This window comes from Paenibacillus sp. 01T443 (assembly GCF_056398325.1).
Genome location: NZ_JBFTPE010000002.1, coordinates 353,901 through 379,764, shown reverse-complemented (window position 1 = coordinate 379,764; position 25,864 = coordinate 353,901). Strand labels below are relative to the sequence as shown.

General features: G+C 42.7%; 22 protein-coding genes. 17 read left to right on the top strand and 5 right to left on the bottom strand.

From position 1 onward, the window contains the following. Positions 1 to 326 precede the first annotated feature (326 nt). From AC1DLI_RS04330 to AC1DLI_RS04310, 5 genes are all read left to right on the top strand, one after another. Entirely contained in the window at positions 327 to 1,508 is a 1,182-nt protein-coding gene (locus tag AC1DLI_RS04330; RefSeq protein ID WP_477599985.1) for a serine hydrolase domain-containing protein, read from the top strand. Positions 1,509 to 1,540: 32 nt separating this feature from the next. Further along, the gene (locus tag AC1DLI_RS04325) at positions 1,541 to 2,080 is read left to right on the top strand and encodes a LytTR family DNA-binding domain-containing protein (protein WP_477599983.1); all 540 of its coding nucleotides are present in this window, start codon (positions 1,541 to 1,543) and stop codon (positions 2,078 to 2,080) included. Positions 2,081 to 2,090: 10 nt separating this feature from the next. Further along, the gene (locus AC1DLI_RS04320; protein WP_477599981.1) at positions 2,091 to 2,522 is read left to right on the top strand and encodes a hypothetical protein; all 432 of its coding nucleotides are present in this window, start codon (positions 2,091 to 2,093) and stop codon (positions 2,520 to 2,522) included. A gap of 771 nt (positions 2,523 to 3,293) precedes the next feature. After that, entirely contained in the window at positions 3,294 to 3,716 is a 423-nt protein-coding gene (locus tag AC1DLI_RS04315) for a VOC family protein (protein ID WP_477599979.1), read from the top strand. A 190-nt stretch (positions 3,717 to 3,906) separates the two neighbouring features. Further along, positions 3,907 to 4,755: a copper amine oxidase N-terminal domain-containing protein gene (locus tag AC1DLI_RS04310; RefSeq protein ID WP_477599977.1), complete on the top strand. Its 849-nt coding sequence runs from the start codon at positions 3,907 to 3,909 to the stop codon at positions 4,753 to 4,755. Between the two features lie 239 nt (positions 4,756 to 4,994). Here AC1DLI_RS04310 and AC1DLI_RS04305 read toward each other — a convergent pair whose 3' ends face one another. From AC1DLI_RS04305 to AC1DLI_RS04295, 3 genes are read right to left on the bottom strand one after another with little or no spacing between them, the layout of a single operon-like run. Then, positions 4,995 to 6,587, bottom strand: a complete 1,593-nt coding sequence (locus AC1DLI_RS04305) for an MFS transporter (protein WP_477599975.1) — start codon at positions 6,585 to 6,587, stop codon at positions 4,995 to 4,997. Continuing rightward, entirely contained in the window at positions 6,584 to 7,024 is a 441-nt protein-coding gene (locus tag AC1DLI_RS04300; RefSeq protein WP_477599973.1) for an SRPBCC family protein, read from the bottom strand. The genes AC1DLI_RS04305 and AC1DLI_RS04300 overlap by 4 nt, the downstream gene beginning before the upstream one ends. Positions 7,025 to 7,047: 23 nt before the next feature. Continuing rightward, entirely contained in the window at positions 7,048 to 7,530 is a 483-nt protein-coding gene (locus tag AC1DLI_RS04295) for a MerR family transcriptional regulator (protein ID WP_477599971.1), read from the bottom strand. A 382-nt stretch (positions 7,531 to 7,912) separates the two neighbouring features. On the opposite strand from AC1DLI_RS04295, the gene AC1DLI_RS04290 reads away from it, so the two are divergent. After that, positions 7,913 to 8,290: a hypothetical protein gene (locus tag AC1DLI_RS04290; RefSeq protein WP_477599969.1), complete on the top strand. Its 378-nt coding sequence runs from the start codon at positions 7,913 to 7,915 to the stop codon at positions 8,288 to 8,290. An 807-nt stretch (positions 8,291 to 9,097) separates the two neighbouring features. Further along, positions 9,098 to 9,343 carry a MafI family immunity protein gene (locus AC1DLI_RS04285; RefSeq protein WP_477600075.1) on the top strand — a complete coding sequence of 82 codons (246 nt, stop codon included), beginning with the start codon at positions 9,098 to 9,100 and terminating at the stop codon, positions 9,341 to 9,343. Positions 9,344 to 9,430: 87 nt separating this feature from the next. On the opposite strand, the gene AC1DLI_RS04280 is transcribed toward AC1DLI_RS04285, so the two are convergent. Beyond that, positions 9,431 to 10,387, bottom strand: a complete 957-nt coding sequence (locus tag AC1DLI_RS04280) for an ABC transporter permease (RefSeq protein ID WP_477599967.1) — start codon at positions 10,385 to 10,387, stop codon at positions 9,431 to 9,433. After that, entirely contained in the window at positions 10,380 to 11,300 is a 921-nt protein-coding gene (locus AC1DLI_RS04275; protein ID WP_054028676.1) for an ABC transporter ATP-binding protein, read from the bottom strand. Before AC1DLI_RS04275 ends, AC1DLI_RS04280 begins: the two co-directional genes overlap by 8 nt. Before the next feature lie 579 nt (positions 11,301 to 11,879). On the opposite strand from AC1DLI_RS04275, the gene AC1DLI_RS04270 reads away from it, so the two are divergent. From AC1DLI_RS04270 to AC1DLI_RS04225, 10 genes are all read left to right on the top strand, one after another. After that, positions 11,880 to 12,440, top strand: coding sequence for a DUF4304 domain-containing protein (locus tag AC1DLI_RS04270; protein ID WP_477599964.1), 561 nt, complete (start codon positions 11,880 to 11,882; stop codon positions 12,438 to 12,440). A 636-nt stretch (positions 12,441 to 13,076) separates the two neighbouring features. Beyond that, positions 13,077 to 14,819 (top strand): sensor histidine kinase, encoded by a 1,743-nt coding sequence (locus AC1DLI_RS04265; RefSeq protein ID WP_477599962.1) that lies wholly within the window; start codon positions 13,077 to 13,079, stop codon positions 14,817 to 14,819. Continuing rightward, a complete protein-coding gene (locus AC1DLI_RS04260) occupies positions 14,819 to 16,153 on the top strand; it encodes a response regulator transcription factor (protein ID WP_477599960.1) in 1,335 nt (444 codons plus the stop codon). The genes AC1DLI_RS04265 and AC1DLI_RS04260 overlap by 1 nt, the downstream gene beginning before the upstream one ends. Positions 16,154 to 16,270: 117 nt before the next feature. Further along, entirely contained in the window at positions 16,271 to 17,998 is a 1,728-nt protein-coding gene (locus AC1DLI_RS04255; protein WP_477599958.1) for an extracellular solute-binding protein, read from the top strand. A 186-nt stretch (positions 17,999 to 18,184) separates the two neighbouring features. Beyond that, on the top strand, positions 18,185 to 19,075 hold the full coding sequence (locus AC1DLI_RS04250; RefSeq protein WP_477599956.1) for an ABC transporter permease: 891 nt from the start codon (positions 18,185 to 18,187) through the stop codon (positions 19,073 to 19,075). 18 nt (positions 19,076 to 19,093) lie between these two features. After that, positions 19,094 to 19,981 carry a carbohydrate ABC transporter permease gene (locus tag AC1DLI_RS04245; RefSeq protein ID WP_477600073.1) on the top strand — a complete coding sequence of 296 codons (888 nt, stop codon included), beginning with the start codon at positions 19,094 to 19,096 and terminating at the stop codon, positions 19,979 to 19,981. 31 nt (positions 19,982 to 20,012) lie between these two features. Next, entirely contained in the window at positions 20,013 to 21,275 is a 1,263-nt protein-coding gene (locus AC1DLI_RS04240) for a Gfo/Idh/MocA family protein (protein ID WP_477599954.1), read from the top strand. 15 nt (positions 21,276 to 21,290) lie between these two features. Further along, positions 21,291 to 22,952 carry a DUF4091 domain-containing protein gene (locus AC1DLI_RS04235; protein ID WP_477599952.1) on the top strand — a complete coding sequence of 554 codons (1,662 nt, stop codon included), beginning with the start codon at positions 21,291 to 21,293 and terminating at the stop codon, positions 22,950 to 22,952. A gap of 31 nt (positions 22,953 to 22,983) precedes the next feature. Continuing rightward, on the top strand, positions 22,984 to 24,735 hold the full coding sequence (locus AC1DLI_RS04230) for a beta-galactosidase (protein ID WP_477599950.1): 1,752 nt from the start codon (positions 22,984 to 22,986) through the stop codon (positions 24,733 to 24,735). Positions 24,736 to 24,816: 81 nt separating this feature from the next. Beyond that, entirely contained in the window at positions 24,817 to 25,485 is a 669-nt protein-coding gene (locus AC1DLI_RS04225; protein ID WP_477599948.1) for a carbohydrate-binding family 9-like protein, read from the top strand. The last annotated feature ends 379 nt before the right edge of the window (positions 25,486 to 25,864 follow it).

Here is a 25,864-nt window from a genome sequence, read left to right as displayed (position 1 = left end):
GTTCTACTATCGGTGAAGTAAAACCAGGATGTAGGTTATGGTTTTGCGAATGTCCTCCCTCTCGGAACGCAAGAGCCTCAAAATTCGCAACCTCTAGAGCATTCCGTTGGCTCGATTGCGAGTGCGGGACCAATTGACCGAGTTGCGATGAAAAAAACTCCAAAAGATGCTATCCCGCAATTATCGAAGTTTCCCTCCACATGGATAGACCATAAAAATGTCGACTTAACCTTGAATTTTGACCGCTTAGCTTAGAAGCGTATCTAAATCTTAAACCACCGATTAGATTAATGTATAAACAGTACATGAAGCGAAAGGTGGTCAATATGAAAATAGGAATTAGAATATTGGTTGGCGTAATCATCTTAGTTGTCATTAGCTTTGGTGTAGTAGCCGTTATGAATAGGCCGATAGCTAAAGAGGTCGTTACTGAAAAAATTGAAAAACACTTAACAAAAGTACTGGAAAAAAATGTTTCGTTATCCAGCGCATTATTGACGATTTACTCTAACCAAACAGGCTACTTTGAACAATTTGCAGTCGGTACTCAAAATCAATTCTCAGATCAACCTGTTCAAACCAATAGTCAATATCATTCAGCCAGCATCGGTAAAACCATGTGTGCCACTGTCTATGGCATGTTAGTAGACGAAGGTAAAATCAGTTATGACGATAAAATCAATTCTTGGCTGGATGCTGACACCCTAAAGGGGCTATTTGTGATAGACGGCACAGATTATAGTGATCAGGTCACATTAAAACACTTACTGAGTCATACTTCAGGAGCAGGTGACTATTTTGAAGGTCAGGTAAAAAGAGGGAAACCAATGTTGGAACTGATTTCATCCAACCCGGATCTTTCATTTACCCCAGCAGAGTTGATTGCATTTACTAGAGAAAATCAGGTTCCTATTGGAAAACCAGGGCAACAATTTTATTATTCGGATACGGGATATGTTTTGCTTGGACTTATTCTGGAAGCTATCGAGGAGAAAACTTATTCCGAGATCTTAGAAGAACGGATATTTGAGCCCTTGGGCATGATGGATAGTTATTTAATGTTTTATAATAATGAACCGTCTAATATTCTTGGGGTTTATTTAAATGGCATTGACTTTAGCGATAGAAACGCATTATCGGTTGACTGGTCAGGCGGTGGCGTTGTTACCACGATGAATGATCTGTTGGCGTTCATGAGGGCTTTAGAAAATGGGGCTTTGCTTTCTGATGAAGTTTATGGACAGATGACTGACTTTAATCACCGCTATGAAAAAGGTATTTATTATGGCATGGGTATGATGTATTTCGACTTCAGCGAGTTGTCATTTCTGTTAAGTTCAATGACGGATGTTTATGGGGGCGTCGGAGCGACAGGAACTTATGTCTTATATGATAAAGAAAAGGATACCTATTTTATTGCAAATTTTGGATCCATAGATTTTGCGGAAAAAGGTATAGAAGAATTAGTAAAAATAAGAATGATTTATGATAGGATGATAGTAGAGTAACTAATCCATAAGTTGTCATTAGGAGACACATGATGGTTCAATTGTTGTGTTCAAATAAAGTTTATGAAAAGATGAAACAAGAATTATCCAAGTACCATATTGAAATTAAGCAAGACAGTGATTGGGTACTCGTCGAGAAAGGATATGACATACCCGGTGAAAAACTTTGTGTTGTATTCGATGCCATCGACTACATGGATGTAATTAAGCTTTTGGTCTCCGGCGTTCGAGAAGACATCCATTTTTTAAATACTCTTACAGGCCTGAGCGAAAATAAATTTGCGGTTTTTGAACCAAGGGATGTTTTATACCTGGAAGCAGGTTCTGAAGGTATTATGGCCTTTACAATGTCTAAGCATTATAGTGTCAAAGAAACCTTGCAATATTATGAGAACATGTGGGCAGCAAAAGGGTTTATACGAATCAATAAATCACAAATCGTTAATTTGCTGCACGTAAAAGAAATTATCCCTTGGTTTAATTCCAGATACGTACTTAGAATGGATAATAACGCGGAACTGGAAGTATCAAAAATGTTCTCGAAAAAGCTTAGGAACACACTCAAAATGTAGGAGAACAAAAATGGAGAATATTCATTTAGAAAATATTATAAAGTCATTTTTTCTTGGTCTCTTTATAGGCGTTATTCTTCAGTTTTATGACCATTCAGATGCGCTATTCGAGTATAAAGTTTTGAGTGTATTAGCCAGCGGAAGTGTCGGCTTCATTATTGGTTTTATTACAGAATGGCTAACATCGATCCTCCCGATTCGTATGGCAAACGCTCGAACATACTTCTTTATTAACAACCTAATTGCATTAGTAATTACTACAATCATTATGGCAACCTTAATCGTGATCTCAATCAGTAAAACGGCGAACAAAGAGGAATTCACGCCAATATTATTGATTGTGCTTGGCATTATATGTATAGCCAATCTATTTGATTATATGATGTATCGACGGGCTCAAAATAAATTGAAAATATTTAAAGCGTGGATTAATGATAAATAAGCTATAGGTTCAAATATGACTGGAAAAACTTAGGGAGGGGTTACCTTTCTTTTGTTAATTATGGGGTTTATTGGAAAGGGAATCGTCGCTTCCACAAAGATAAAGGACGAATATGGCAAACTTGTGTTTGCAAGCATAGGGGCACTGTTTGTCTTAAAATTTATCTGGGCGATTGCAATGATATTCGGATACGCTCCGCTTTCACACTGCCGTTTTTAAGCTATGGAGGTACTGATCAAATCATCCACCTCGCGGCTATGGGCCTGCTGCTTGGTATATACCGCCGCAGAGGCAGGGTACCCGTTCACAGACGGACAAAATCAACGGATTGAGAGAATTACAAAACACATTTCGTTGTAGGGATCGATATGGCAAAAGTACATGTAGCACAGTATGAACGAAATGGCCCAAATTGATTGTAGCGGAAGTCAAGAACATTGTCCCATTCCCGACTAGTGACAAGAACATAGTCCCATTCCCGACGGGGAAACGATGCACCATGTCGTTCATTCTAAAAAAACAAACGTGCTGCCGTAATATTCATGAGTAAGTCGTGTTATAGAAAATAAAGTATTAGACTGACGATGCGTCATTAAGCTAACGGGCAGGATAGTGGGATATTACAACGGGCTTCCGGTTATGTTTTAATGTAGCGGCCGAGTCTGATCAATTTGCCGAAAAAAAACTATTGATTATGACAGGAGTTGTCACTATTAAAGTTTACACTATCAGGGAGAGATCAATCCTAAAGGTTGAAGGAGCTGTATAACCATGGAAGTGCAATTGACCCCGTTTATTATGCTAGACGGCGGCGCCCTGGAGGCGATCGCCTTTTACGAGCAAGCGTTGGACGCGAAGGTAGTATTCAAGCAGACCTTCGGCGAAGCGCCCGGAGAAGCCGGACAAGCGGTGCCGGAGCAGGCGAGGGACCGATTGGCCCATTCCGTCCTGAAGGTCGGAGGAACGGATCTGTTCGTCGCCGATACGGATCCAGGGGCCCGGTTCGCGCAGGGCAATCAGGTGAACATCTGCATAACCGTCGCCGATAAGGAGCAAGCCCTGAAGTATTATGAGGCGCTGAAGGAGGGCGGGCAGGTAGATCTCCCCCTGCAGGAGATCCACTTCAGCCCCGCGTACGGGATGGTGACCGACAAATTCGGCGTCACCTTCCAAATTTTCACGAAGAGGACGTAATGGAGGGGCGTCTTTGATTACGCTAACGGGTACGATAGTTGAGCGAAACAAGGAGTAGTTTGCCACGGCAGCTACTCCTTTTTTTCATTTAGCTAAAGGGCATAAAAGTGCAACTAATTTTATCCAGATACGTCTTAATATGGGGAAGAAATGATGTAAACCAAAATTATCTAATAAGGAGCAATCATTTATGAAGAAAGTAATCTTTGTGGTCTTTTTTGCAATCTCAATATTTATTTCATCTTCAACTACTTATGCAGCAGAACATCAAATTAAAATTGATGGTGTTGCTATTGCTTCCGAGGTGAAGCCCGAAACTAAGAACAAACGTACAATGGTACCTCTACGTGTTATTAGTGAAAATTTGGGGGCAAGAGTCGTATGGTCCAATTCCAAGGTTATTATCGCTAAAAGCGATATGAAAGTAATATTAACACTGAACAGTAGTACAGCGTTGAAGAACGGTGAAAAGATGCTGCTTGATGTAAAACCATACATGAAAAATAATCGCATATTTGTTCCTCTTCGTTTTATTGCAGAGACGTTTGGATGCAATGTCAACTACAACAACTTTGCAGTGACTGTCGATACTGAACCGTTATTCATAGACGGTGTGCAAGTAAAAGCATTGCAACAAGAATACCATATGACTATGGGCGGCGTAGTTCAGCAAATAAATGGTAATGCATATAACGAAACCATTTATAATATTTTTGTAGAAAACAAAGGTAAAAAGGTCGAAGCACCTGCAAACTACTCATGGAGCAACACGATTGACACACTTGGGTCTTATTATAAAAATGAACAATATGATTTTCTAGACCAAAAAGGGAACAGCTTAGTTCGTTTTGACGTATATTCTTTAATTCGATCTTTTCCATCTGAACTTTTAACAGGATACCCAGAGACTTTGATTCATGATGTATCTAAAGATGAGTGGTTTTTGTTTAGCGAAACCGCAAGACAATCCATTTATAAGTTAATTGCTACCGCTGCAAAGAATAGCTTTCTGACGATTATAAGTAATACAGTTGTATAAAGTGATTTTTATTATTGCACTAACGGAGAACGATAGTTGAAAAACACATGGATGAGCAGGTGCTATACGGTGGCCTGCTCTTTTTATTAAGCTAACGGGCAGGATAGCTCCAAAATTTACCTAAGGTTATTTCGATGACTAAAAACACGGGATTGAGTATCGCATTCCAGAAGTTGAAGAATGGGTTAAGCCAGGTTCACGCTAAAAGCGCGACCGAGATTAACCCTGTATGCATCCGTCTATTGATTTTTAGCAAGTTCGTGAGGGGCTTTGGGACCAGCTGCTGGATGGCTGTCCGTCTGGTTAGGCTGGATCTCACCGATTGGTCGTAAGTGTCGGAGCCGAGTCACGACAAGGATAATGATAACCAATATGATTGCTCCGCTGGCTGCCGCAACGGCGTGCACCCCCTCGGTAAAAGCTTCGCGAGCACCGGTAAGTAGTGTCGTACCAATCTGCTCGGGGAGACCTTCCGCTACGGCCAAGGCACCGGCCAAACTGTCGCGGGAAGCTTCAGCCGTGGATTCAGGCAGGGCGGCAGGAATTGAGTCCGCAACATGGTCGCGGTAAACGACCGTTCCGATGCTGCCCAGGACCGCGATGCCCAGAGCGAAGGCAAATTCGCCGCTGGTCTGCAGCATCGAGGCAGCCGATCCCGCCTTCTCGGGAGGGGATGAGCCGATGACTATTTCGCTGGACAGGCTCGGTAATGGAGCTGCACCAATTTGTAAGAAGATATAGCCAATTACCAGAATCGTGAGCCCGGACTCAACCTCGACCTGGGTCAGCAGCAGACAGCCGGCCGCCGAGATCAAGAGACCCGTTCCGATAAGGCGGGCCGGGCGGATCCGGCGTGCAATGAGAGGCGAGAGGACCATCCCGGCCATCGAGGCAAATACTCCGGGTAGCATATACAGCCCTGCCTCAAGTGGCGACAACCCTTGCACGAATTGGAGGTACTGCGCGACAAAGAGCATTGTCGCACCTGTTAGCGTAATACCGAACATGCCCCCTAGTGCTGCACTGAAGCCGGGGCTAGCTAACAAGCGCAGATCCATCAGTGGGCTTGTCAGCCTGCGCTGCCGTGACACAAACATCGCGCCGAGGACAGCACCCGTCAATAAGAGCAGCATAGTCACTAATTGTAGACCATGCTTGGCGATTTCTTTAAGGCCGTAAATGACTGGTAGGACGGCGCCCAACGATAAGAAGACGCTGGTCAAATCCAGCCGGCCGGATTCACGGTGACTGTACTCGGGCAGCAGTAGGGGTCCGGTTATTAGCAAAATCAACATGACTGGCACGCCCAGCAGGAATACAGAGCCCCACCAGAAGTGATCCAACATGACACCTCCAACCACCGGTCCAAGGGCCATGCCACCCATGGAACACATAAACCATATTCCGATGGCGAGGGAACGCTGCTTCTGGTCGCGGAACATGTTGCTTATCAAAGCAAGCGTAGAGGGCGATACAGTCGCCCCGGCGATACCGAGTAATGCTCGTGCCACAATAAGCATCTCAGCGCTTCGAGAGAAAGCGGCCAATATTGAGGCTACTACGAAGGCGGCCGCGCCGAACAACAGCAGCTTGCGGCGGCCGATCCGATCACCCAGCGTACCCATGGTAATCAAAAATCCTGCAAGCATGAATCCATAGATATCGATGATCCACAACTGCTGGGCGCTGTCTGCGCCGAGATCAGCGCCAATATGCGGCAATGCGAGAATCATAACAGAGAGGTCAATCGAGACAAGAAGAGCCGGCAGCGCCAGCACCGCGAGTCCAATCCACTCACGTATGCTGGCCTTCACATTCATATCATCCGTCATTCGTTCTTCAAAAAATCGCCCAGCTTATCCAACATATATTTTGTCCCGTGCTCGCGCTGTTCGGGCGTATCATGACCATCAAAAAATGCGCCCTGCTCGGTGTAGATTAGCTGTGTACCGCTGTCCCCAGGTTTGATTTCCACTGTCGTCACAGAGACCGACGTCCGATTCTCTCCAGTGTCCAAGGTGTAGGTATAAACAATGCGATTGTTCTGCACAATCTCTTGGTAGCAGGCGTCAAATGTGTGGATCGGCCCTCCCGATGGGCCTCCGCGGCTGATCTCCCGTCCGCCGACTCGGAAGTCGAACTCTTCGGCTTTCGGGAACCACTGGAATTTGACCGCTGGATCCGCCCAAGCTGCGAATACTCGCTCGGGCGATGCGTTATAATTACGCTCGATAGCAAAGGTGACGTGCTTTATGGATCGTTTATTCATGGTTTATTACTCCTCCTATGGGTCTACTCATCTGGATGCTCATCGAGATAATCGCCCAGACGGTCGAGGTGGGCTTCCCAGCCCGCCTTCCGTTCGGCGAAAAATTTCTCATGACTCATCCTCATCGTTCCCAATATTTTGGTAAAATCGTGAACAGACAACGGCGATTTATTTTGCATGAGGATTGTTATATGCTCTAATTCCAGTAAAAGCTTTTGTTGGACGCTTATATTTTCTTTTAGACGGGCGATCTGAAGGGAAACAATGTCTAATAGACTGAATTGATCACCGACCACAACTGACTTAATCTGATCCAGCGATAAGCCGAGATCCTTCAATGACAGAATTTGCTGCAGTTGTGCAATATCGGATTCCGTATAGATCCTGTGTCCAGAGTCGGTATGACCGGATGGTGAAAACAAACCGATTTGATCGTAATATCGTAATGTTCGAACCGTTAAACCTGCTAATTTCGCAAGTTCTCCGACTTTCCACTTTCGTTTCATGACCATCTCCTTTTTTATGCGCGCAATAAATTTACCGGTACTTACAGTATAAAACATTACGTTACGTAAGCTTCAAGTCTCTTTTTGAAAAATTGCATTATTTTGTATCGATCATTTGTAAAAATGATAGGAACCTGTTCCGTCCATATGAATACTCTCACATTGCTGAGCAATTGTAGAAAAATTGTGAATACATATTCGATTAACGATTACGCTAACGGGACACGATAGTTGAACACAAGGGGCAGCTTGCTATGGCAGCTGCTCCATTTCTTTATTAAGCTAACGGGCAGGTTAGCGTAAATTTATTTTTCGAAATATTGGCAAAATTATTTCGAATAGTTTCGTTATTTAAACAGCGTGAACCATGGAGGTGGCTATTTTGAGATTTAAGAAATCAATTTGGTTTTCATTAATTTTGGTGATTCTAATAGGTATTTATATTGGGATATCAACAATTCTCATTAATGATCAAGCCTATTTGAAACAGGCTTGGGACGAAACCAATCATAATAAACACATTATTAATTGGCAGGAAGGCGAAGTATCTATTACATCTATACAAGAAAAACATATTAAGCAATTGTTTATTCCAAAGCGTACTAGGATAGCAAAAATTAATCGTAGTTTATTATGGTTTAACGGAAATAAAGCTGTTCGTGTGCTGTTTCATACGGATTATGAAGGTTTACAAGGTCCCATTACAGTTTATTTTAATCCTATTACGAAACAAGTAATTGGTTATGATGTGAATGAATAAGCAGATGGATTACGCTAACGGGCAGTTTAGCGTAACTCTTCATCGGATGTTGCGTCTAAAGGTTAAAGGGTTTTCAAGTGGAGGATGATAGTCATAAAGACAATAGTTTCTCGTGCATTATTGCTTTCGTTGTTGCCTGCGTTCTTTAATTACTCGTTGATGTACTATATAACCACAATGAGACCAAAAAAATAGCCTTGGATATCGAAACGAATCCTCTGTCTAACATCATTCAATACTTTCCTAGATCCCATTACGTTTTTAATATTCCTATTTACGAGCATCATCTTAAACAAAAGACGTGACGCTAACGGAGACGGTTGTTGAAGTAGCGTTAGACTAGAAAAGTAGGAATACTTTTATGTGGGTGCCGGTCCTCTTATTTCTGACAGGAACGACTTTATGTTTTTTCGTTATGTATAAGCTTATTGGAATAATTCCAAAAATCAATAAGATTATTGCAAGTATTTTAGCCTTGATACTTACGGGTGTTTTCACTTACGAATGGGTAAATAACATAGCAAGCAATCTTTTTACTCCAATGCCCTAATTTTTCAGACCGCCATTTACGAAAAAGGTAATTATGTAATTCCGCCATTCTGCTAACGGGTAACGATAGTTGAACAAACATGGAGTAGTTTGCTGCGGCAGCTGCTCCCTTTCTTTGTTAAGCTAACGGGCAGTTTAACGAAATACGAATAATGTATTCCGCTGATTCAACAAATCCGTGATATAGTGTGGAAATAGACCTTAGAGGTAGAATAGCTGTGAAGTTAATCCGTACAACGAGGTGAATGATTGTTGAATATGGAAGAAGAAATCAAGCGAATTATACATCAAGCCATTGAATTGCCTGAAGGAGATAAAGTCTTTATGTTAGAACTTCTAGAACACAATGAATGGGGAGTAGCACTGGAACATTTTTGTGCATCTGTAGTAGAAGAAAGAATTCAATTAACAAAGGAACTTTATAAACGAATTGAAGTAGTATCTAAGGAAATGGACATATGGGATGATATTAGAGAAGAGCTCAAGGACTGTTCACTAAGCTAACGGGGTACGTTAGTTGAATTAAAACAGAAGAACCTCGACACAGCTTCTTGCAAGCAGTGCCCGAGGTTCTTAGTATTGGAATTGCCCTTAAGCGGCGACGTCGCGTCTCGTAAACAGTAGCCAAGCTAAGAATTGGAATACGATGTAGTAGGCGACAAGTATCATAATCGAGAACGTCAACGTCATTTCCGGTCTTAACGGCGATGCGCCTTGCATATATTGCGTCAGGTCGATGTTGGAGAAGAGCAAATACTTGACCCAGCTATAGCCACTGAGAAGCGCCGATAACGTATTGCCGACCAGCATGAACAGAAGCGAGAAGGCTATGGCCATCGAAGAGCTGCGGAACGCGGACGAAATCATGAAAGCCATCGTTACGTACATGAGCATTGATACGATCGAGAAACCGTATTTCTCCAACGAATTCAAGAAATAGGAACTTTCTTGGATAACGCCGCCATCGGTAATCGATATTTTCGCTTGGCTTGTTCCTTCGAAGCCTTCGAGAATACCTCCGGCCGCGTAAGCAGACGCAAATGTCAATATGAGCAGCAGAAGCGCGAACCCAAGCGTGGCGATGTATTTGCTGATCATAATCTTAGTGCGCGAAGCCGGACCGACAAGCAGCAGCTTGATCGTGCCCCATGTGAATTCGGCCGCAATCATATCGGCAGCGATAATGACGGTTAGAATCGTCGCTAAAATAATTAAGTATGATGATGTATCTACATAATTCCACAATGACAATTCGTTAGGATTTATATTTTGTTCCAAATAATATTCATTGAGCTTGATTTCGTTAGCGAAGTATGTTTTGTCCTCTTCCGAGAGTTCTATGTTTTCTTGAAGCTCCTGCTGCATGTTGCTATTCCGTTCGGTCAGGTTGTTTTGCCAGTCGATCGTATTATTTTGGCTTGATTCCCACTTCATGATGCCGCTCATCAATGCGATTGTTAAAACGAGGAAGGCAATCATAAGCCATGTACGAGGACGACGATATATTTTCATATTTTCGTTTCGAATTAGATTAGACAGACTAGACAACCATCTCACCTCCGGTAATTTCCAAGAACTGTTCTTCAAGCGACTTCTGCGCCGCTTGAATGCCGAGCACGTCAATCTCCGAGCTTACAAGCAGCCTTGTAATATCGGGGATGGCAGCTTTGTCAGCCGCAATTTCGAGCTGATTGCCTTTCACCGTAATGCGGGTTGCATCGAAGATGGCGGATAGCAGCTGCTGAGCGGCAAGTAAATCGCCGACTTCGATAACGATCTTCGACTGTATCGAATCGCGAGTTTCCTGCAGCGAGCGAATATCGATGAGCTTGCCGGCTTGTATTATCGCAACCCGGTCGCACATAAGCTCCATTTCGGACAGAAGATGGGAAGAGACGATGACGGAGATGCCTTCTTCTCTCGTCAGCTTGCGCAAATAATCGCGCAGTTCTCGAATGCCCGCAGGGTCGAGCCCGTTTGTCGGCTCATCAAGGATGAGCAACGATGGACGATGCAGAATCGCTTGGGCAACTCCAAGCCGCTGCCTCATGCCGAGAGAGTAACGCTTAACCTTCTCGTGAATACGGTTCTGAAGTCCGAGAAGCTTAACGACCTCATTGATCCGTTCCTTCGTAATGCCTTTATGCCGACGGGCAAAATGAACAAGGTTTTGATAACCGGTCAAAAATTTATACATTTCCGGATTTTCGACGATCGCTCCTACATGCGTCATGGCAAGCTCGAAGTGCTCGCGGACGGATACACCTTTAATTAGGGCCTCGCCCTTTGACATCGATATCAAGCCAACAATCATCCGTATTGTTGTCGTCTTGCCGGCACCGTTCGGTCCGAGAAATCCGAATACTTCGCCTGCGGGTATATCGAAACTAAGATTGTCGACGATCTTTCGTCCGCCAATCGATTTGGTCACGTTGCGAAGCTGCAAAACGGCTTCTGTCATGCGTTAAAACCTCCTAGTATTATCGTACATACGAACTATACTGGAAGTTGCTTTGTCATAAAATAGACCTTTGATCAGGATTTCCCCCCTGCTTAGGTCGAGTATGAACGTTTTTCAAAGCATTTTTTAAACAAATACTTAAAAATATGCTTGATAATACAACTAAGGATTATTTACAACATAATGAGGTATCTCTCGAATTTGAACATGAGGGTATAGGTGCACTGGTGTCGATAGCTCTATGCGGTGAACAGAATCATAAATTGAAGTTCTGATCATTACCCTGACTAGACAAAACCCGAAAGATGATCACTTTTTCTAAAGTGTCTATCTTTCGGGTTGCAGTTCAGCCACGGCAGCTGCTCCTTGGTTTTATTAATCTAACGGGCAGGATAGTTGAGGAGTTGAACTAACGGGTAACGGTAGCTAAAGAATAATGGATGAGCAGGCGCTGCGGTGGCCTGCTCATTTTATTAAGCTAACGGGCAGGATAGCGGAACAAAGCAACCATTGTTTCGTATAAATTGTTTGTGAAAGGGGGATGTAAATGAGTATTAATTATAGTGATCTACTGAATAGATGATTTCAAATTTATTCGAGCCTAAATTCCTAGAACTTGGCTTTAAGCGTTCAAAAAACACCTTCTCTAGAAATGTAAACGGTATCCGACAGGTGTGCCAAATACAGAAAAGCCGAAGTAACAGCAGCATGTTTGTATCGTTCACTATTGGAGTTGGTGTCAACCATCCCGACTTTGCAAAATCACAAGGAACGATGTTAAAATTCGATCCCTTGTTGATTAGCATACCAATGGCTAATCTTGTTGAAAAAGCATTACAAAAAAAAACCTACCTCAATTGGTATCGTATGGGTGATATCCCTGGGTATGCACCTTATGGTGAATTGTCAGAAGATACATTTGATCTGGAAGATCCATTTACGAGATATGACCGAATATGGAAAGACCCGAATAAGTTGGCTTATATAATAAATCAGGACATTAACCTGTGTATCATTCCATTTTTTGAGTCTACCGACACAGAAGCTAAAGTTGTGAAATTTGTTGAGGCTAACCAGTTCTATGACTTTTTAAGTGAGCTTGGACGGCTATTTATAGATGAAAAGTCGGATATACAATAAATAATATTGCATCAATCTTGGTTGGTTATTCCTTCCTTGCGGGAGGTTACTGCTTAGTTCCTACTTGAACTAACGGAAAACGATAATTAAATAACAAATGGACGAGCAGGCGCAAGGTGGCCTGCTTATTTTATTAAGATAACGGGCAGCATTCCTATTATGAAGAAATATGAGGTTTGAAAAATAAAAAGACTTCTTGGTATGATACCCCCATGGATGATAACGACAAAAGGCCATCTGTTAAGATGGACTTAAATCGTTGATCGGAGGGTTTCTTTATGATTGGGCATCCACTGGACATGGCTGTCTTGGGAGTATGTACAGGATCTGGCCAGAGGGGGAGGATGCAGTCTGAGCTTAAGGTTACAGGTGGTATCCGTTTTTCGTGTAAACGCTTAACCTACATGAAGTCTGCTAAGGTGAAAGTTGAACACTCTGAGCCAAGTCTTTGTTATGCTAATTATATTAATCAGCATCGTGATGTTAGATTGAATAATAGACACATAGAAATAAAAACTTAAAATAGACGATGTATTTCTACGCGAAGGAACGTCGGTAAAATATCAGTTTCATCCAGACAGGCAGCAGGTGATGCCTCACACAAGTGTACCAAGATGAAGAAGAAGGGGATATCCTATGAAATTGCAGGCTGCCGGCAAAGCGAAATGGTTCGTCTATCAGAAAATTGTTATCGTATTTATCGTGTTTCTTGTTCCTCTCATTTCGATGAACATCTGGGTCAATTACAAGGGCATGTCTTTTTCAAAAAATACGATGCTGGATTCAGCCGAAGCGGGAGCTTCCTTTTACGCGAAGCAACTGGATAAGGAAATGTATTTTATTCGCAGTCAGCAATTGGGGTTTATTAACGGTGAAGATTTGCAGAAGCTTAGCTTTAGGGGAGGAAGCCTCGGGAAATATGATGAGGTTAAACTGATTGATCAAGTGAGAGATCGATTGAGCTTTCTCATGAATTCTAGCGAATACGTGCTTAATGCGGGGGTTTATATTGCATCAGTAGGTAAAACCATCTCTATTTCGAATGGTGTTACCAATACGCCAAACGATGAATATAAGCTCATTTCTACACTATTAGGAGTTTCAATCAAGCCTTCCTTTTATAGAGTTGAAGATCGGATATTCTTTATCGAGACAGCGAATAATGACGGCATATGGTCGTATATTGAACTTTCCAAAGTGAAGCTGCTTGAAGAGCTGCATCAAATTAGGACCCTATACCAGGAGTCAGAGGTATTGCTTGGGAGTGAAAGTTTGGGAAGTGTATTTTCCACGACGCAAGAGGATCAAGCCATTACGGTACAGCAACAACTGGTTAAAGATCCTAATGATCAAGCTGACCATATGTCTAAAATGGAGAAAGTCAACGGCATCCGTTATTTTGTTATACACAATTTTGTCAGCTCTTTAAATTTGTCATTAATTATGTATGTGAATCAGAACGAAATCACCAGATCATTGAGTCAGTTTTATACGCTGTATTACCTCTTGTTCAGCATTACTATTATCATTCTTTTGCTATATTCGTTCTCGGTTAATGTCATGATACATCGTCCATTGTCCAATCTAGGCAAGGCATTTCGAATGATAGAAACGGATAATCTGAACTTATTCATCGAATCCAAGACAAATGATGAATTTCATTATTTATTTCAAAGCTTTAATCGTATGGCACATCGGTTGAACGTTTCCATAAAGGAAAACTATGAACAAAAAATAGCGCTGCAGCATTCGGAATTAAAGCAGCTGCAATCTCAAATCAACCCCCATTTTTTATACAACAGCTTTTTTAATATTTATATGATGTGCAAAGTAGGGGATGCTGATAGTGCCGCGGAGCTCTCCCAAAAGCTTGGAAGCTATTATCAATACATTACAAGAAGCGGTGCTGATGAAGTGCTTCTTAACAAGGAGTTTCAACATGCGCTGGATTATTGCGAAATCCAATGCATTCGCTTTTCCAATCGAATTTCGTATGAATACACCGAGATTTCGGATCAATTGCATACCGTTTACGTACCAAGACTCATCATTCAGCCGATCGTCGAGAACGTATTTGATCATGCCTTTGAAGATGGTACGATGAACGGAGTTGTCTATATTGGAGCTGGCTATCAGGCTGATACAGTACGCATTACCGTAGAAGACAATGGCGGTTTATTAACAGATGATAAAATTGAGCAATTGCAGGAGCAGCTTGCAGACAGAACGAAGCAAGTTGAGAAAACGGGATTAATTAACGTTAGCAATCGGCTAAAATTAATTTATGGAGAGGGCAGCGGCTTATTCGTCTCCCGAAGCCAATACGGCGGTTTGAAAGTGGAGCTTATCATACATCTTGAAAATAAGGGGACAAAATAATGTACCGATTGTTAATTGTAGATGACGAGCCTGTCATTGTGAATGGTCTAGTACAGCTTTTTCAGGGAAACAAAGACTTTGAGCTGGATATATGTAAAGCCTATTCCTCCGGTGAAGCGCTTGAAATAGCAAAGAAAACGAAACTGGATATCTTGATCAGTGATATTCGTATGCCTCAGAAGAATGGTCTGCAATTAGTGGATGAAATGGTATACTATTGGCCCTCATGCCGGGTTATCTTTCTTACAGGGTATAGTGAATTTGATTATGTATACGAAGCGTTAAAGAAAAACGTAGAGAACTATATCTTGAAAACAGAAGGAATTGAGCCGATTTTCCAAGCAGTTAAAGAGGTAATAGGTAAACTGGAAGAAGAGAAGCGTCTTAGGCTTCAGCAGGAAAAGGCGCAAAGACATATTCAAATCGCGGAGCCTTATCTAAAAAAAGAACTGATGGAAGCCATGCTGAGCGGTAAGCCGCTTCCTACTCTATTGACTCAACCCATTTATGCAGAAGTGGACTTTGGCATTGCTGTTGAGCGTCCCTCTTTCTTCCTTTTAGGGCAAGTGGATCGGCTGGATATTCATAATTTAAAGATGCTGGAAGCGGTACAACGGATTTTTGACAATCATCTGCCGGCTTCCATAGTAGGGGAGAAAACGGTCTACAATGGCAGCTCACTTGTGTGGCTTCTTCAAGCGGATGAGGAATTATTGGGACGCTTTAGAGGGACTCAATCAGATGCGGATGCGAATGAGCATGGTATAGCATCCTATATGAAAGGCATTCTTGAGCTTGTGCAGAATGAATGTGTTGAGGTGCTCGCCGCTTCGGCTTCATTCGGCATTTCAGGGAATTTGTTAGGAAAGTGGGATACGCTTCATCTCCAAGTGGAAGCCGTTCGTGCAATGATTCAGAAAAGAGCGGCATTTGGTCAAAAAATGGTTATTGTTGATTACGAAAAATCGACCGGTTGTGAATCTGATATGAGCGGAGAGATGAAGCAAGAAGAATTTAAACAATTGCTAATTGAACAAATTCATCAATATGTTCATAACAATCTGTCCAATGATGTGTCCCTAACGGCTATTGCAGATGAAGTGCATTTTAATCCATCCTATTTGTCCCGCTATTACAAGCAGATCACGGGACATAATTTATTAGAGTATATTCAATCCGCGAAAATGACTGTTGCCATTGATCTAATGATGAATACATCCTTGAAATTAAATGAAATTGCAAGTAAGGCGGGTTTTGATTCGGCTTCGTACTTTACGACTTTTTTTAGAAAAATGACAGGACTTTCACCTCAAGAGTATCGAAATTCACAATAAGTAAAAAAATCAAAAGCGATGTAAAAAAAGTGAAATTGAAACCGCTTTCCCTCTCGAAATATAATAAACACAGGGATCAGGGCTACTAAAATTATCAAAAGGGGGAAAGTGTTCCATATGAAAAATTATAGAACGATGAAAATGATCTTATTGTTATCGCTGTCTCTTTCAACCATTTCAGCCTGCTCAACTCAAGGTAATAACAAGGCAAATACACCAAACTCTAAACCGTCATCAGAGAACAATCAGACTGAAGCCACTCCGCCAGATCCATTCGGTAAATACCCTGAAACGGTTACGGTTACACAAGTGCTTGGATTTAATCCACCTGAAGATCCGAGAACACCAAAAGGCATTACACCCGAGCAAAATGCTTACTTCAAGGATCTCAAAGAGATGATGAACATCGATGTGAAATATAAGTGGACTGTGCCTTCCAGCCAGTTTGAACAAAAATTTTCACTCGCGATGGCATCGGGAGACCTGCCTGATATTTTAGAGCTGGACCCGAAAAACTTCGAGAAGCTGAAAAAGCAGGATATGCTCGCTGATCTTTCAGATGCTTATGAGCAATACGCATCGCCAACACTTAAGAAATACATGGAATCTGATGGCGGATTTGCAATGAAGACTTATAACTCAGACGGCAAACAGCTAGCGATTCCAGCTTTTGAAGATCCATTCCTATCTACTCAATTGCTTTGGATTCGGAAGGATTGGCTTGATAATTTGAACTTACAAGCGCCAACAACGATTGATGAGCTGGACAAGGTTGCAGAAGCGTTTGTGAAAAATGATCCCGATAAAAATAGCAAGAATGATACTTATGGTATTTCATTGCAGAAATCGCTGTTTTTCTGGGGATTTGATGTAAGAGGACTTTTTAACGGATTCGGGGCCTACCCATCCATTGGTGATGCTCAGACAGCTTGGCTCAAAAACGGTGAAGATAAACTAATACCGGGTCTTATTCAACCTGAGGTGAAGACTGCTCTTAATAAGCTGCAGTCTTGGTACCAAAATGGCATTCTGGATAAAGAATTTGCGCTGAAGGATGAGAACAAGGCAGTAGAAGATCTTACTTCGGGCAAGGTTGGTATTTCTTATGGAGAATGGTGGTACCCGAACTGGCCGCTTAATTTAACTATTGACAATGATCCGAAGGCTGAGTGGATTGCGGTTCAAATTCCTGGGCTAGACGGTCCAGCAAAATCACTTGTTCCAAAAATTCGTGCTACTAAGGTTTTCGCTGTAACCAAAAAATCGAAAAATCCAGAAGCAGCCATTAAAATGATCAATTTCTATATTGAAATGGGTAACAAACAATATTTAGAAAAAAACAAAGCAGAGAATGGTTATGTATATAACTGGTTTAATCCACGTATCTACAACCCTGCTCAAATTGAAACGATCTATACAGAAGTGAACAAGGCACTTGACGCTAAACAGACTGAAATTACGCTTGATGATGAGAATTTCAAGAATGTAGCGGATGTCTTCAAAGCAAGTACGGATTTCCTTGCAGGAAATACAAAAGATGCTTCCAAAGGCGTAAATTGGGGTCAATATTATAGCCGTGCAGCAAAAGATGGCGGCTGGGGAACGACTCGTAAGATTAAAGAAAGCGGAGCGTTTGTATACAATGAATTCTATGGCCTTCCTACAAAAACACAAGTAGAGAAGGGGGCCCAGCTTGATAAACTTATGCAAGAATCCTTTACAAAAATCATTATGGGCGCCTCGATTGATGAATTTGATAACTTCGTTGCAAGCTGGAAGTCGCTAGGCGGCGATGATATTACAGAAGAAGTCAATGCATGGTATAGCGAGCAAGCCAAAAATTAAATCTTAAACAAGCGCAAACGGCTGACGCCGTCCTTGGCGGCAAAAGCTCGTTTCGCGGTGAAATATAAGCAACGTAAAAGGTTGAATTTTATACTTTCTTATATTTTTAAAAAAGCGGGAGAGACGAGTCGAGGAGTCGACAACTCCTCCCGCTTTAAAATTAGTAGCTAGTTAGGAGGGTCATCTATGAGAACGCTGAAAAAAGAATATCCGCTACATTTGATGCTATTGCCTGGTGTTATCGCTACTTTGATCTATGCATATGGTCCTATGGCTGGTCTTGTCATGGCTTTTCAACAGTTTGAACCATTATCCGGTTTTTTTAAATCAGAATTCGTTGGCCTTGAAAATTTCCGTTATGTATTTGCTTTACCGGATTTCAGTCAGGTGCTTTGGAATACGATCATTATCGCCATCTACAAAATGGTCCTGTTTCTGCTTGTTCCACTCCTTCTTGCTCTGTTGCTAAATGAGGTTACAAGAAAATGGTTTTTAGGCATCATTCAGTCTGCCATCTTCCTTCCGTTCTTTCTATCATGGACCGTGCTTGGAGGCGTCGTTATTGAATTGTTCTCGCTGAGCGGACCTATTAATGGCTTGTTAACCGAAATTGGATTTCAGCCTATTATGTTTATGCTCGACAATGACTGGTTCAGAGGTATTGTCATTGGCTCAGATGTCTGGAAAGGCATGGGCTACAATATGATTGTTATGCTCGCAGCCATTGTAGGCATCAATGCAACGCTTTATGAAGCGGCAGAGGTAGATGGAGCTGGGAAATGGAAGCAAGTCATGCACATTACGCTTCCAGGTATTGCCCCAATTCTTATTTTGCTTGGCGTATTAAGCTTAGGCGGCATTCTCAATGCGGGTTTCGAACAAATTCTAATTATGTATAACCCGACTGTTTATGAAGGTGCAGATATCATTGATACATTCGTTTATCGACTAGGGATGTTTAGTCAACAATTCGGACCAGCAGCGGCAATCGGCCTCTTTAAATCGGTCATATCATTAGGGTTAGTATCCATTACCTACTATGCGGCTTACAAAATTAATAATTACAGAATATTCTAGGGCGGAGGTAATACGGTGATACACAAACAATCAATCAGTAGAAAGCTTTTTGTCGTGTTCAATACGTTGTTGTTAACTTCAATCACGTTGCTCGGTATTATCCCGTTTATTCATTTACTCTCTATTTCACTTAGCTCGAATACGGCAGCGATGGCAGGAGAAGTAAAGCTTTGGCCTGTCGGTTTCTCCTTGGATGCTTATCAATACTTGGGCGAGAAGGTAGAGTTCTTCCGTTCCTTATGGATTTCCGTTCAGCGGGTCGTGCTTGGGACGGCTGTCAATATGCTTCTTGTATTTATTACGGCTTTTCCACTCGCGAAAGCGAATAATCAGTTTAAATTTAGAACCCCTTATGTATGGTTCTTTGCAGTTACGATGTTTTTCGGCGGCGGATTAATTCCTACTTATATCATTGTAAAAAATACAGGCATCATTGATTCGATTTGGGCACTCGTTTTGCCAGGCGCTTTGAATGTATGGAATATGGTGCTCATGCTGAATTTCTTCAGATCCATTCCGAGAGAACTGGATGAGGCAGCTACAATTGACGGTGCGGGACACTGGCGAGTGCTTTGGCAAATTTATTTGCCTGTATCGCTTCCTTCGATCGCAACCATTGGATTATTCACGATTGTCGGGCATTGGAACTCTTGGTTTGACGGTATTCTTTATTTGAATTCACCGGAAAAGTATCCACTGCAAACCTATCTTTCTACATTGATCATGTCGATAAATGCCCAAATGTCTTCCATGTCCATCGAGCAGCTTAAAGTGATGGATAGCTTAAGTGAGAAGACACTTCGAAATGCGCAAATTTTTATGGGTGCTTTGCCTATTATGCTCGTGTATCCGTTCTTGCAAAAGTATTTTGTTAAAGGCATGACAGTAGGTAGCGTCAAGGAATAGATAGACTTACAACAACGAGGAGAGATCATTCATGAAAAAAGTTACTGTTGCAATAATTGGAGCGGGATTACGGGGAGTTAACTATTTGGAGTATGCACTTCAGCATCCTAATGAGCTGCAAGTTGTAGCTGTTGCTGAACCGGTTGCTGAGCGCAGGGAGAGCTTCAAAGCTAGGCATCGTATTCCAGATCATATGTGCTTTGAGAACTGGGATGATTTTTTCGCTATGCCGAAGCTCGCGGATGCTGTACTCATCTGCACCCAAGATAAACAGCATTTTGATCCGACAATGAAAGCACTTGAGGCTGGCTATCATGTGCTGCTTGAGAAGCCGATGTCTCCGGATGCCAAAGAATGCTTGCTGATGGGAGAAAAGGCGTCTCAGTTAAACCGAGTGTTTTCGATTTGTCATGTGCTTCGGTATACTCATTTCTTTTCTACTATTAAGGGACTACTAGATAATGAAACAATTGGTAATTTGATGTCTATCACGCATAATGAAAATGTAGGATTTTGGCATCAAGCACATAGCTTCGTGAGAGGAAATTGGAGCCGGAAAGAAGATTCCAGTCCGATGATTCTAGCGAAGTCCTGTCATGATCTGGACATTTTACTCTGGTTAGCAGGTTCGGAATGTGTTCGTGTATCCTCCTTTGGATCACTCTCTCATTTTACATCCGATCAAGCGCCGGCTGGGGCGCCGTTACGCTGCTTGGACGGTTGTCCTGTGGCAGATGATTGTCTCTACTATGCGCCTAAGCACTATTTAACAGAGGATACAAATTGGCCTACAGCGGCAATTAGTAATGATTTGAGCTATAGTGCGCGTTATAAGGCGCTAGAGGAAGGCCCATACGGCAGATGCGTCTATCATTGTGACAATGATGTCGTTGACCATCAGGTTGTGAATATGGAGTTTGCTAATTCTGTCACGGCAGCATTTACGATGAGCGCATTTACTAAAGATGTCAGCCGTACAATCAAGCTTATGGGAACCAAGGGGGAAATCCGCGGTGCCATGGAGAAGAATGAAATTGAAGTGATTCATTTTGGCAGCGGCAAGGTTGAGCGAATCTCTTTTGAAGATATGGGAGGTCACGTTGGTCACGGCGGTGGCGATATGGGTTTACTCAAGGATTTCTTAAAGCTGGTAAGAGAAGACGGCAAGAGTCAAGGGCTTACCTCGGCAAGTCAATCGATTCAAAGTCATTTAATGGCTTTCGCGGCGGAGCAATCAAGAATGGATGGAAACAGTGTCAATCTCAAAGATTTTGCAAAAAGCATCCTAATTTAATGAGGTGAAAGAGTAATGAATAATCCTATCCAATTTGAGACGAAGTTACTAAGCTCTTTGACAAAAGTATTCGCAGATGAGACGCCAACCGAACAAGCCTTTAACAGCGCATCTGCGCTTTTCGGCGAGACCTATTCATTCCAGGTCGCATACACTTCAGATACTCTCTTGAAAAATATAAATGTAAACCTTAACTCATCCCTTGCAGACCGTATTTTGATTAGAACTGTCGGACTGGTTCCTTCGGAGATGCCTTGTTTCAAAAACCCTGATGATAACGTCCTACGGACGACACCGGGACTATATCCAGATCCGTTATATGAGCTGAATCAGCAATCTATTAGTGCGGTTCCCCAGCAATGGCGTTCCATTTGGGTGAGCGTTGAGCTTGACCAATCTGTCTCTGCGGGTCTTCATTCCATTCAAATCTCCTTCCTATCAGATGAATGGGAGACCTTAGCTGTATCCGATGTATTTCAGTTGACTGTCATCCCTGCTGCATTACCTCCGCAAAAATTGATTCACACAGAATGGTTTCATGTAGATTGTATTGCGACGCAGTACGGTGTCGAAGTCTTTAGTGAAGCGCATTGGACACTTCTTGAACGTTATGTGGACTCGATGGTCAAGCATGGCATGAACATGATATTGACACCACTATTTACGCCGCCGCTCGATACTCTCATTGGAGGAGAACGTCCAACTGTTCAACTGGTGCAAGTTGATATTGAGGGAGATACTTATAAGTTTGGTTTTGATCAGCTTACGCGGTGGGTAACTATGTGCAAGAAGCTAGACGTGAAGTACTTTGAGTTTTCACACTTATTTACGCAATGGGGAGCAAAGTTCGCTCCAAAGATTATAGGAACGGTACATGGAGAAGAGAAAAAGCTATTTGGCTGGGAGACGGATGCATCCTCAGAAGCTTATCATAGCTTCTTGGATCAATTCCTGCCTAGTCTTGATCGATACTTGAAAGAGAATGGACTGGATAAGCAAAGCTGGTTCCATGTTTCCGATGAACCGGAACTCAGTCATTTGGAATCTTATCAAGCTGCAAGCGAGATCGTGCGCCGGCATCTTTCCGATTACCCTATTATGGATGCGCTATCCGATTTGGATATGTATGTGCGGGGTCTGGTGCAGAGACCGATTCCGGGGAACAATCACATCGAACCGTTCCTGGAGCATGGCGTGCCAGATTTATGGACCTATTATTGCTGTGTGCAGCATCAAGAAGTATCCAATCGCTTTTTTAACATGCCGTCTTCTAGAAACCGGATTATTGGACTTCAGTTGTATAAGTTTGGATTGCAGGGTTTTCTGCACTGGGGCTTTAATTTCTGGTATTCGCAGTATTCCATTGATCAGAAGCTCGATCCTTATCGGTCAACGGATGCAAAGCTTGGATTTCCTTCGGGAGATTCCTACTTGGTTTATCCGGGCGAAGAGGGTCCAATCGAATCGATCCGCTTGGAAGTTCTCTATGAGGCCTTGCAAGACTTACGCGCATTAGAGCTGCTTGAGCAGAAGATTGGCAAAGAACAGACGATAAAGCTGATGGAAGAAGGTCTAACAGAGCCATTGACATTCTCCGTCTATCCAAAAGGCAGTGGAGAATGGTTACTAGCTGCAAGAGAGAGAATCAACCAGGCGTTAGCCAGTCATTATGCTTAATAATTTAACTATTTAATGGGGTGGAGAATAGATGACTACATTTAAATATTCAGGATCTTCATTTTATTTTAATGATCAGCCCATACGCCTCCTCTCAGGAGCCATTCATTATTTTCGAACCGTACCCGAGCATTGGCAAGATCGACTTGCAAAATTAAAAGCTTGCGGGCTCAATACCGTTGAAACGTATGTCCCATGGAATCTTCACGAGCCGAAGAAGGGCCAATTTCATTTTGAAGGCATGGCAGATATCGTTCGTTTTATTGAGCTGGCTGGAGAGATCGGGCTGCATGTCATTGTTCGGCCTGCGCCTTATATTTGTGCAGAATGGGAATTTGGCGGACTGCCTTCTTGGTTGCTGGCAGACTCGGATATGCGTCTCCGTTGCTACCATCAGCCGTTTCTAGATCATGTAGATGCTTACTATGATGTACTGCTTCCGAAATTAAAACCACTCCTATGCACCAATGGCGGACCGATAATCGCGATGCAGGTCGAGAATGAATATGGAAGCTACAGCAACGACAAACGGTATTTGATTCATCAAAAAGAAAGCATGATTGCTCGTGGAATGGACGTGCTGTTATTCACTTCTGACGGACCTGAAGATGCGATGCTGCAAGGCGGTATGATCGATGGTGTTCTGGCAACGGTGAATTTTGGTTCCCGTGCAGCAGAAGCTTTCGAGAAGCTTAAAGAGTATCAACCGGATGCGCCATTTATGTGTATGGAATATTGGAACGGTTGGTTTGACCATTGGCATGAGGAGCATCATACCCGTCCCGCTGAGGATGTCGCAAGTGTGTTGGATGAAATGCTTAGTCTAAATGCATCCGTTAATTTCTACATGTTCCATGGCGGAACGAACTTTGGCTTCTTTAACGGGGCGAACGGTCATACAGCGGATAGCTATGAGCCGACGGTTACAAGCTATGATTATGATGCTCTGCTGAATGAATCTGGTGAACCGACAGCTAAATATTATGCTGTGCGCGATGTCATCTCTAAATATATGGATCTAGGCGAATGTGAATTGCCAGCTCCGATCGCGAAGAAAGCGTATGGACGGATGGAAATGACCGAGCAGGCTTCATTAACGGCTAACCTAGACAACATCTCTACACCTATTTACACAGCATTTCCTGAGACGATGGAAAAATTGGGGCAGGATTACGGGTTTATTCATTATGAGACATTCATTAGTGGACCTCGTCCGAAGGAAGAGTTCTTCATACAGGACCTGCATGACCGTGCTCAAGTGTTTCTTAATGGCAAACTGGCTGGCATTCTGGATCGTACGGATGCGAATGCTAAACTAGAGTTTGATGTACCCGCTGAAGGTTTGCAAGTGACTGTGCTTGTAGAGAACTTGGGTCGTGTCAACTATGGACCTTATATGAAGGATCGTAAAGGAATTACGGAAGGCGCGCGTTATGGACGACAGTTCTTGTCGGATTGGAAGACGTATACGTTACCGCTGACTGACTTATCTGGTCTGCAATTCGGAGTCATCTCGGAACAAATGGAACCAAGCTTCTTCCGAGGAACGTTAGTTGTCGATGAGCCATGTGATACTTTCATCAGCTTGGAAGGATGGACCAAAGGGGTCGTGTTTATTAATGGCTTTAATTTGGGACGTTATTGGAATACAGGGCCGCAAAAAAGATTGTATGTGCCGGGACCTTTATTGCAGCAAGGCGATAATGAAATTGTCATTTTTGAATTGCATGGAACCTCTGACAGAACTGTGACCTTTTTGGATCAACCTGATTTAGGCTCTTAAAAGTTCGTTTGGTATCAATAACAATAGCGTTATGTGTTACCCGTTTAGAGCTTTGAACACAAGCTCTAAACGGGAGATCGCATGAGTCAACAAAAGGAGATGATGCAAGTGGCTGAAGAATCTTCTCCGGGGAAGATGACCTACCTCTGTCAAGAGATTCCGAAGGAATGGAACACTGGAGTACAAGATGCTGTGCCATGGCATCTTTTCGAGCCATTCGAGCTCGTTGATACGGTCACTGGTATGCAAGCCTTGGAGAAAACGGTCGTCCGTGCCTGTTGGAGTCCGAATTGTTTGTTCATCCAGTTTATTTGCGAGGATCGGCATATTGCCTCGGATTTTTTGAACCGGGATGATCCCTTATACGAACAGGATGTTGTCGAGCTGTTTTTTGATGAGCATGGTAATGGCACTCATTATTTAGAGCTAGAGGTCAGTCCTCACAACGTCGTGTTCGACGCCCGCATTGAGAATGACGGCTTCGGCAATACGGTGCGGATCGATAAAGAGTGGGATTTTGTCGGCTTACAGACGAATGTCTACTTTGACGCACCGGACAGGCTAGTCTACGAAATTCAAATTCCGGCTAATAATTTTGACCGTCCGTTTCGTGCGGGGATGCAGTGGAGGGCGAACTTTTACCGGATTGACGAGAATCCGGAAGGATTGCGCGAATATCAAGCATGGCAGCCGACGGGTGCCGTTAATTTTCATGTGTCCGACGAATTCGGAACAATACAGTTCATATAAGGAGGGATAAAGCGCTAGCTTCTTCGCACACCGACCGCGATAATCCTCGAAGATTTCCCCGTTCTCGTACTTTCTCACCCAAGTTAAAATCTGAGTTTCACACGCAAACGTACAGCTTCTCTTTCGTATGCTCATCATAGCGTTTAAAGGATTGTCCCTTCTTTGTCGGCATAAAAACCCCCTCCGGTCAGGAATACCGGAATTAGAAATGAGTAAAGAAAGTGAAAGGAAAGTAAAAAACTCAAAATTGATGGAATGTTCCCTTGGTTTCATAATGAAAATAGAAATACTAAAAAATAGTAAAAAGGGGAGAAGGCGATTTTGATTGCAACGATGACATTCTCGGTATTAACGGTATGTTCAAAGCAAGCACCGGAAA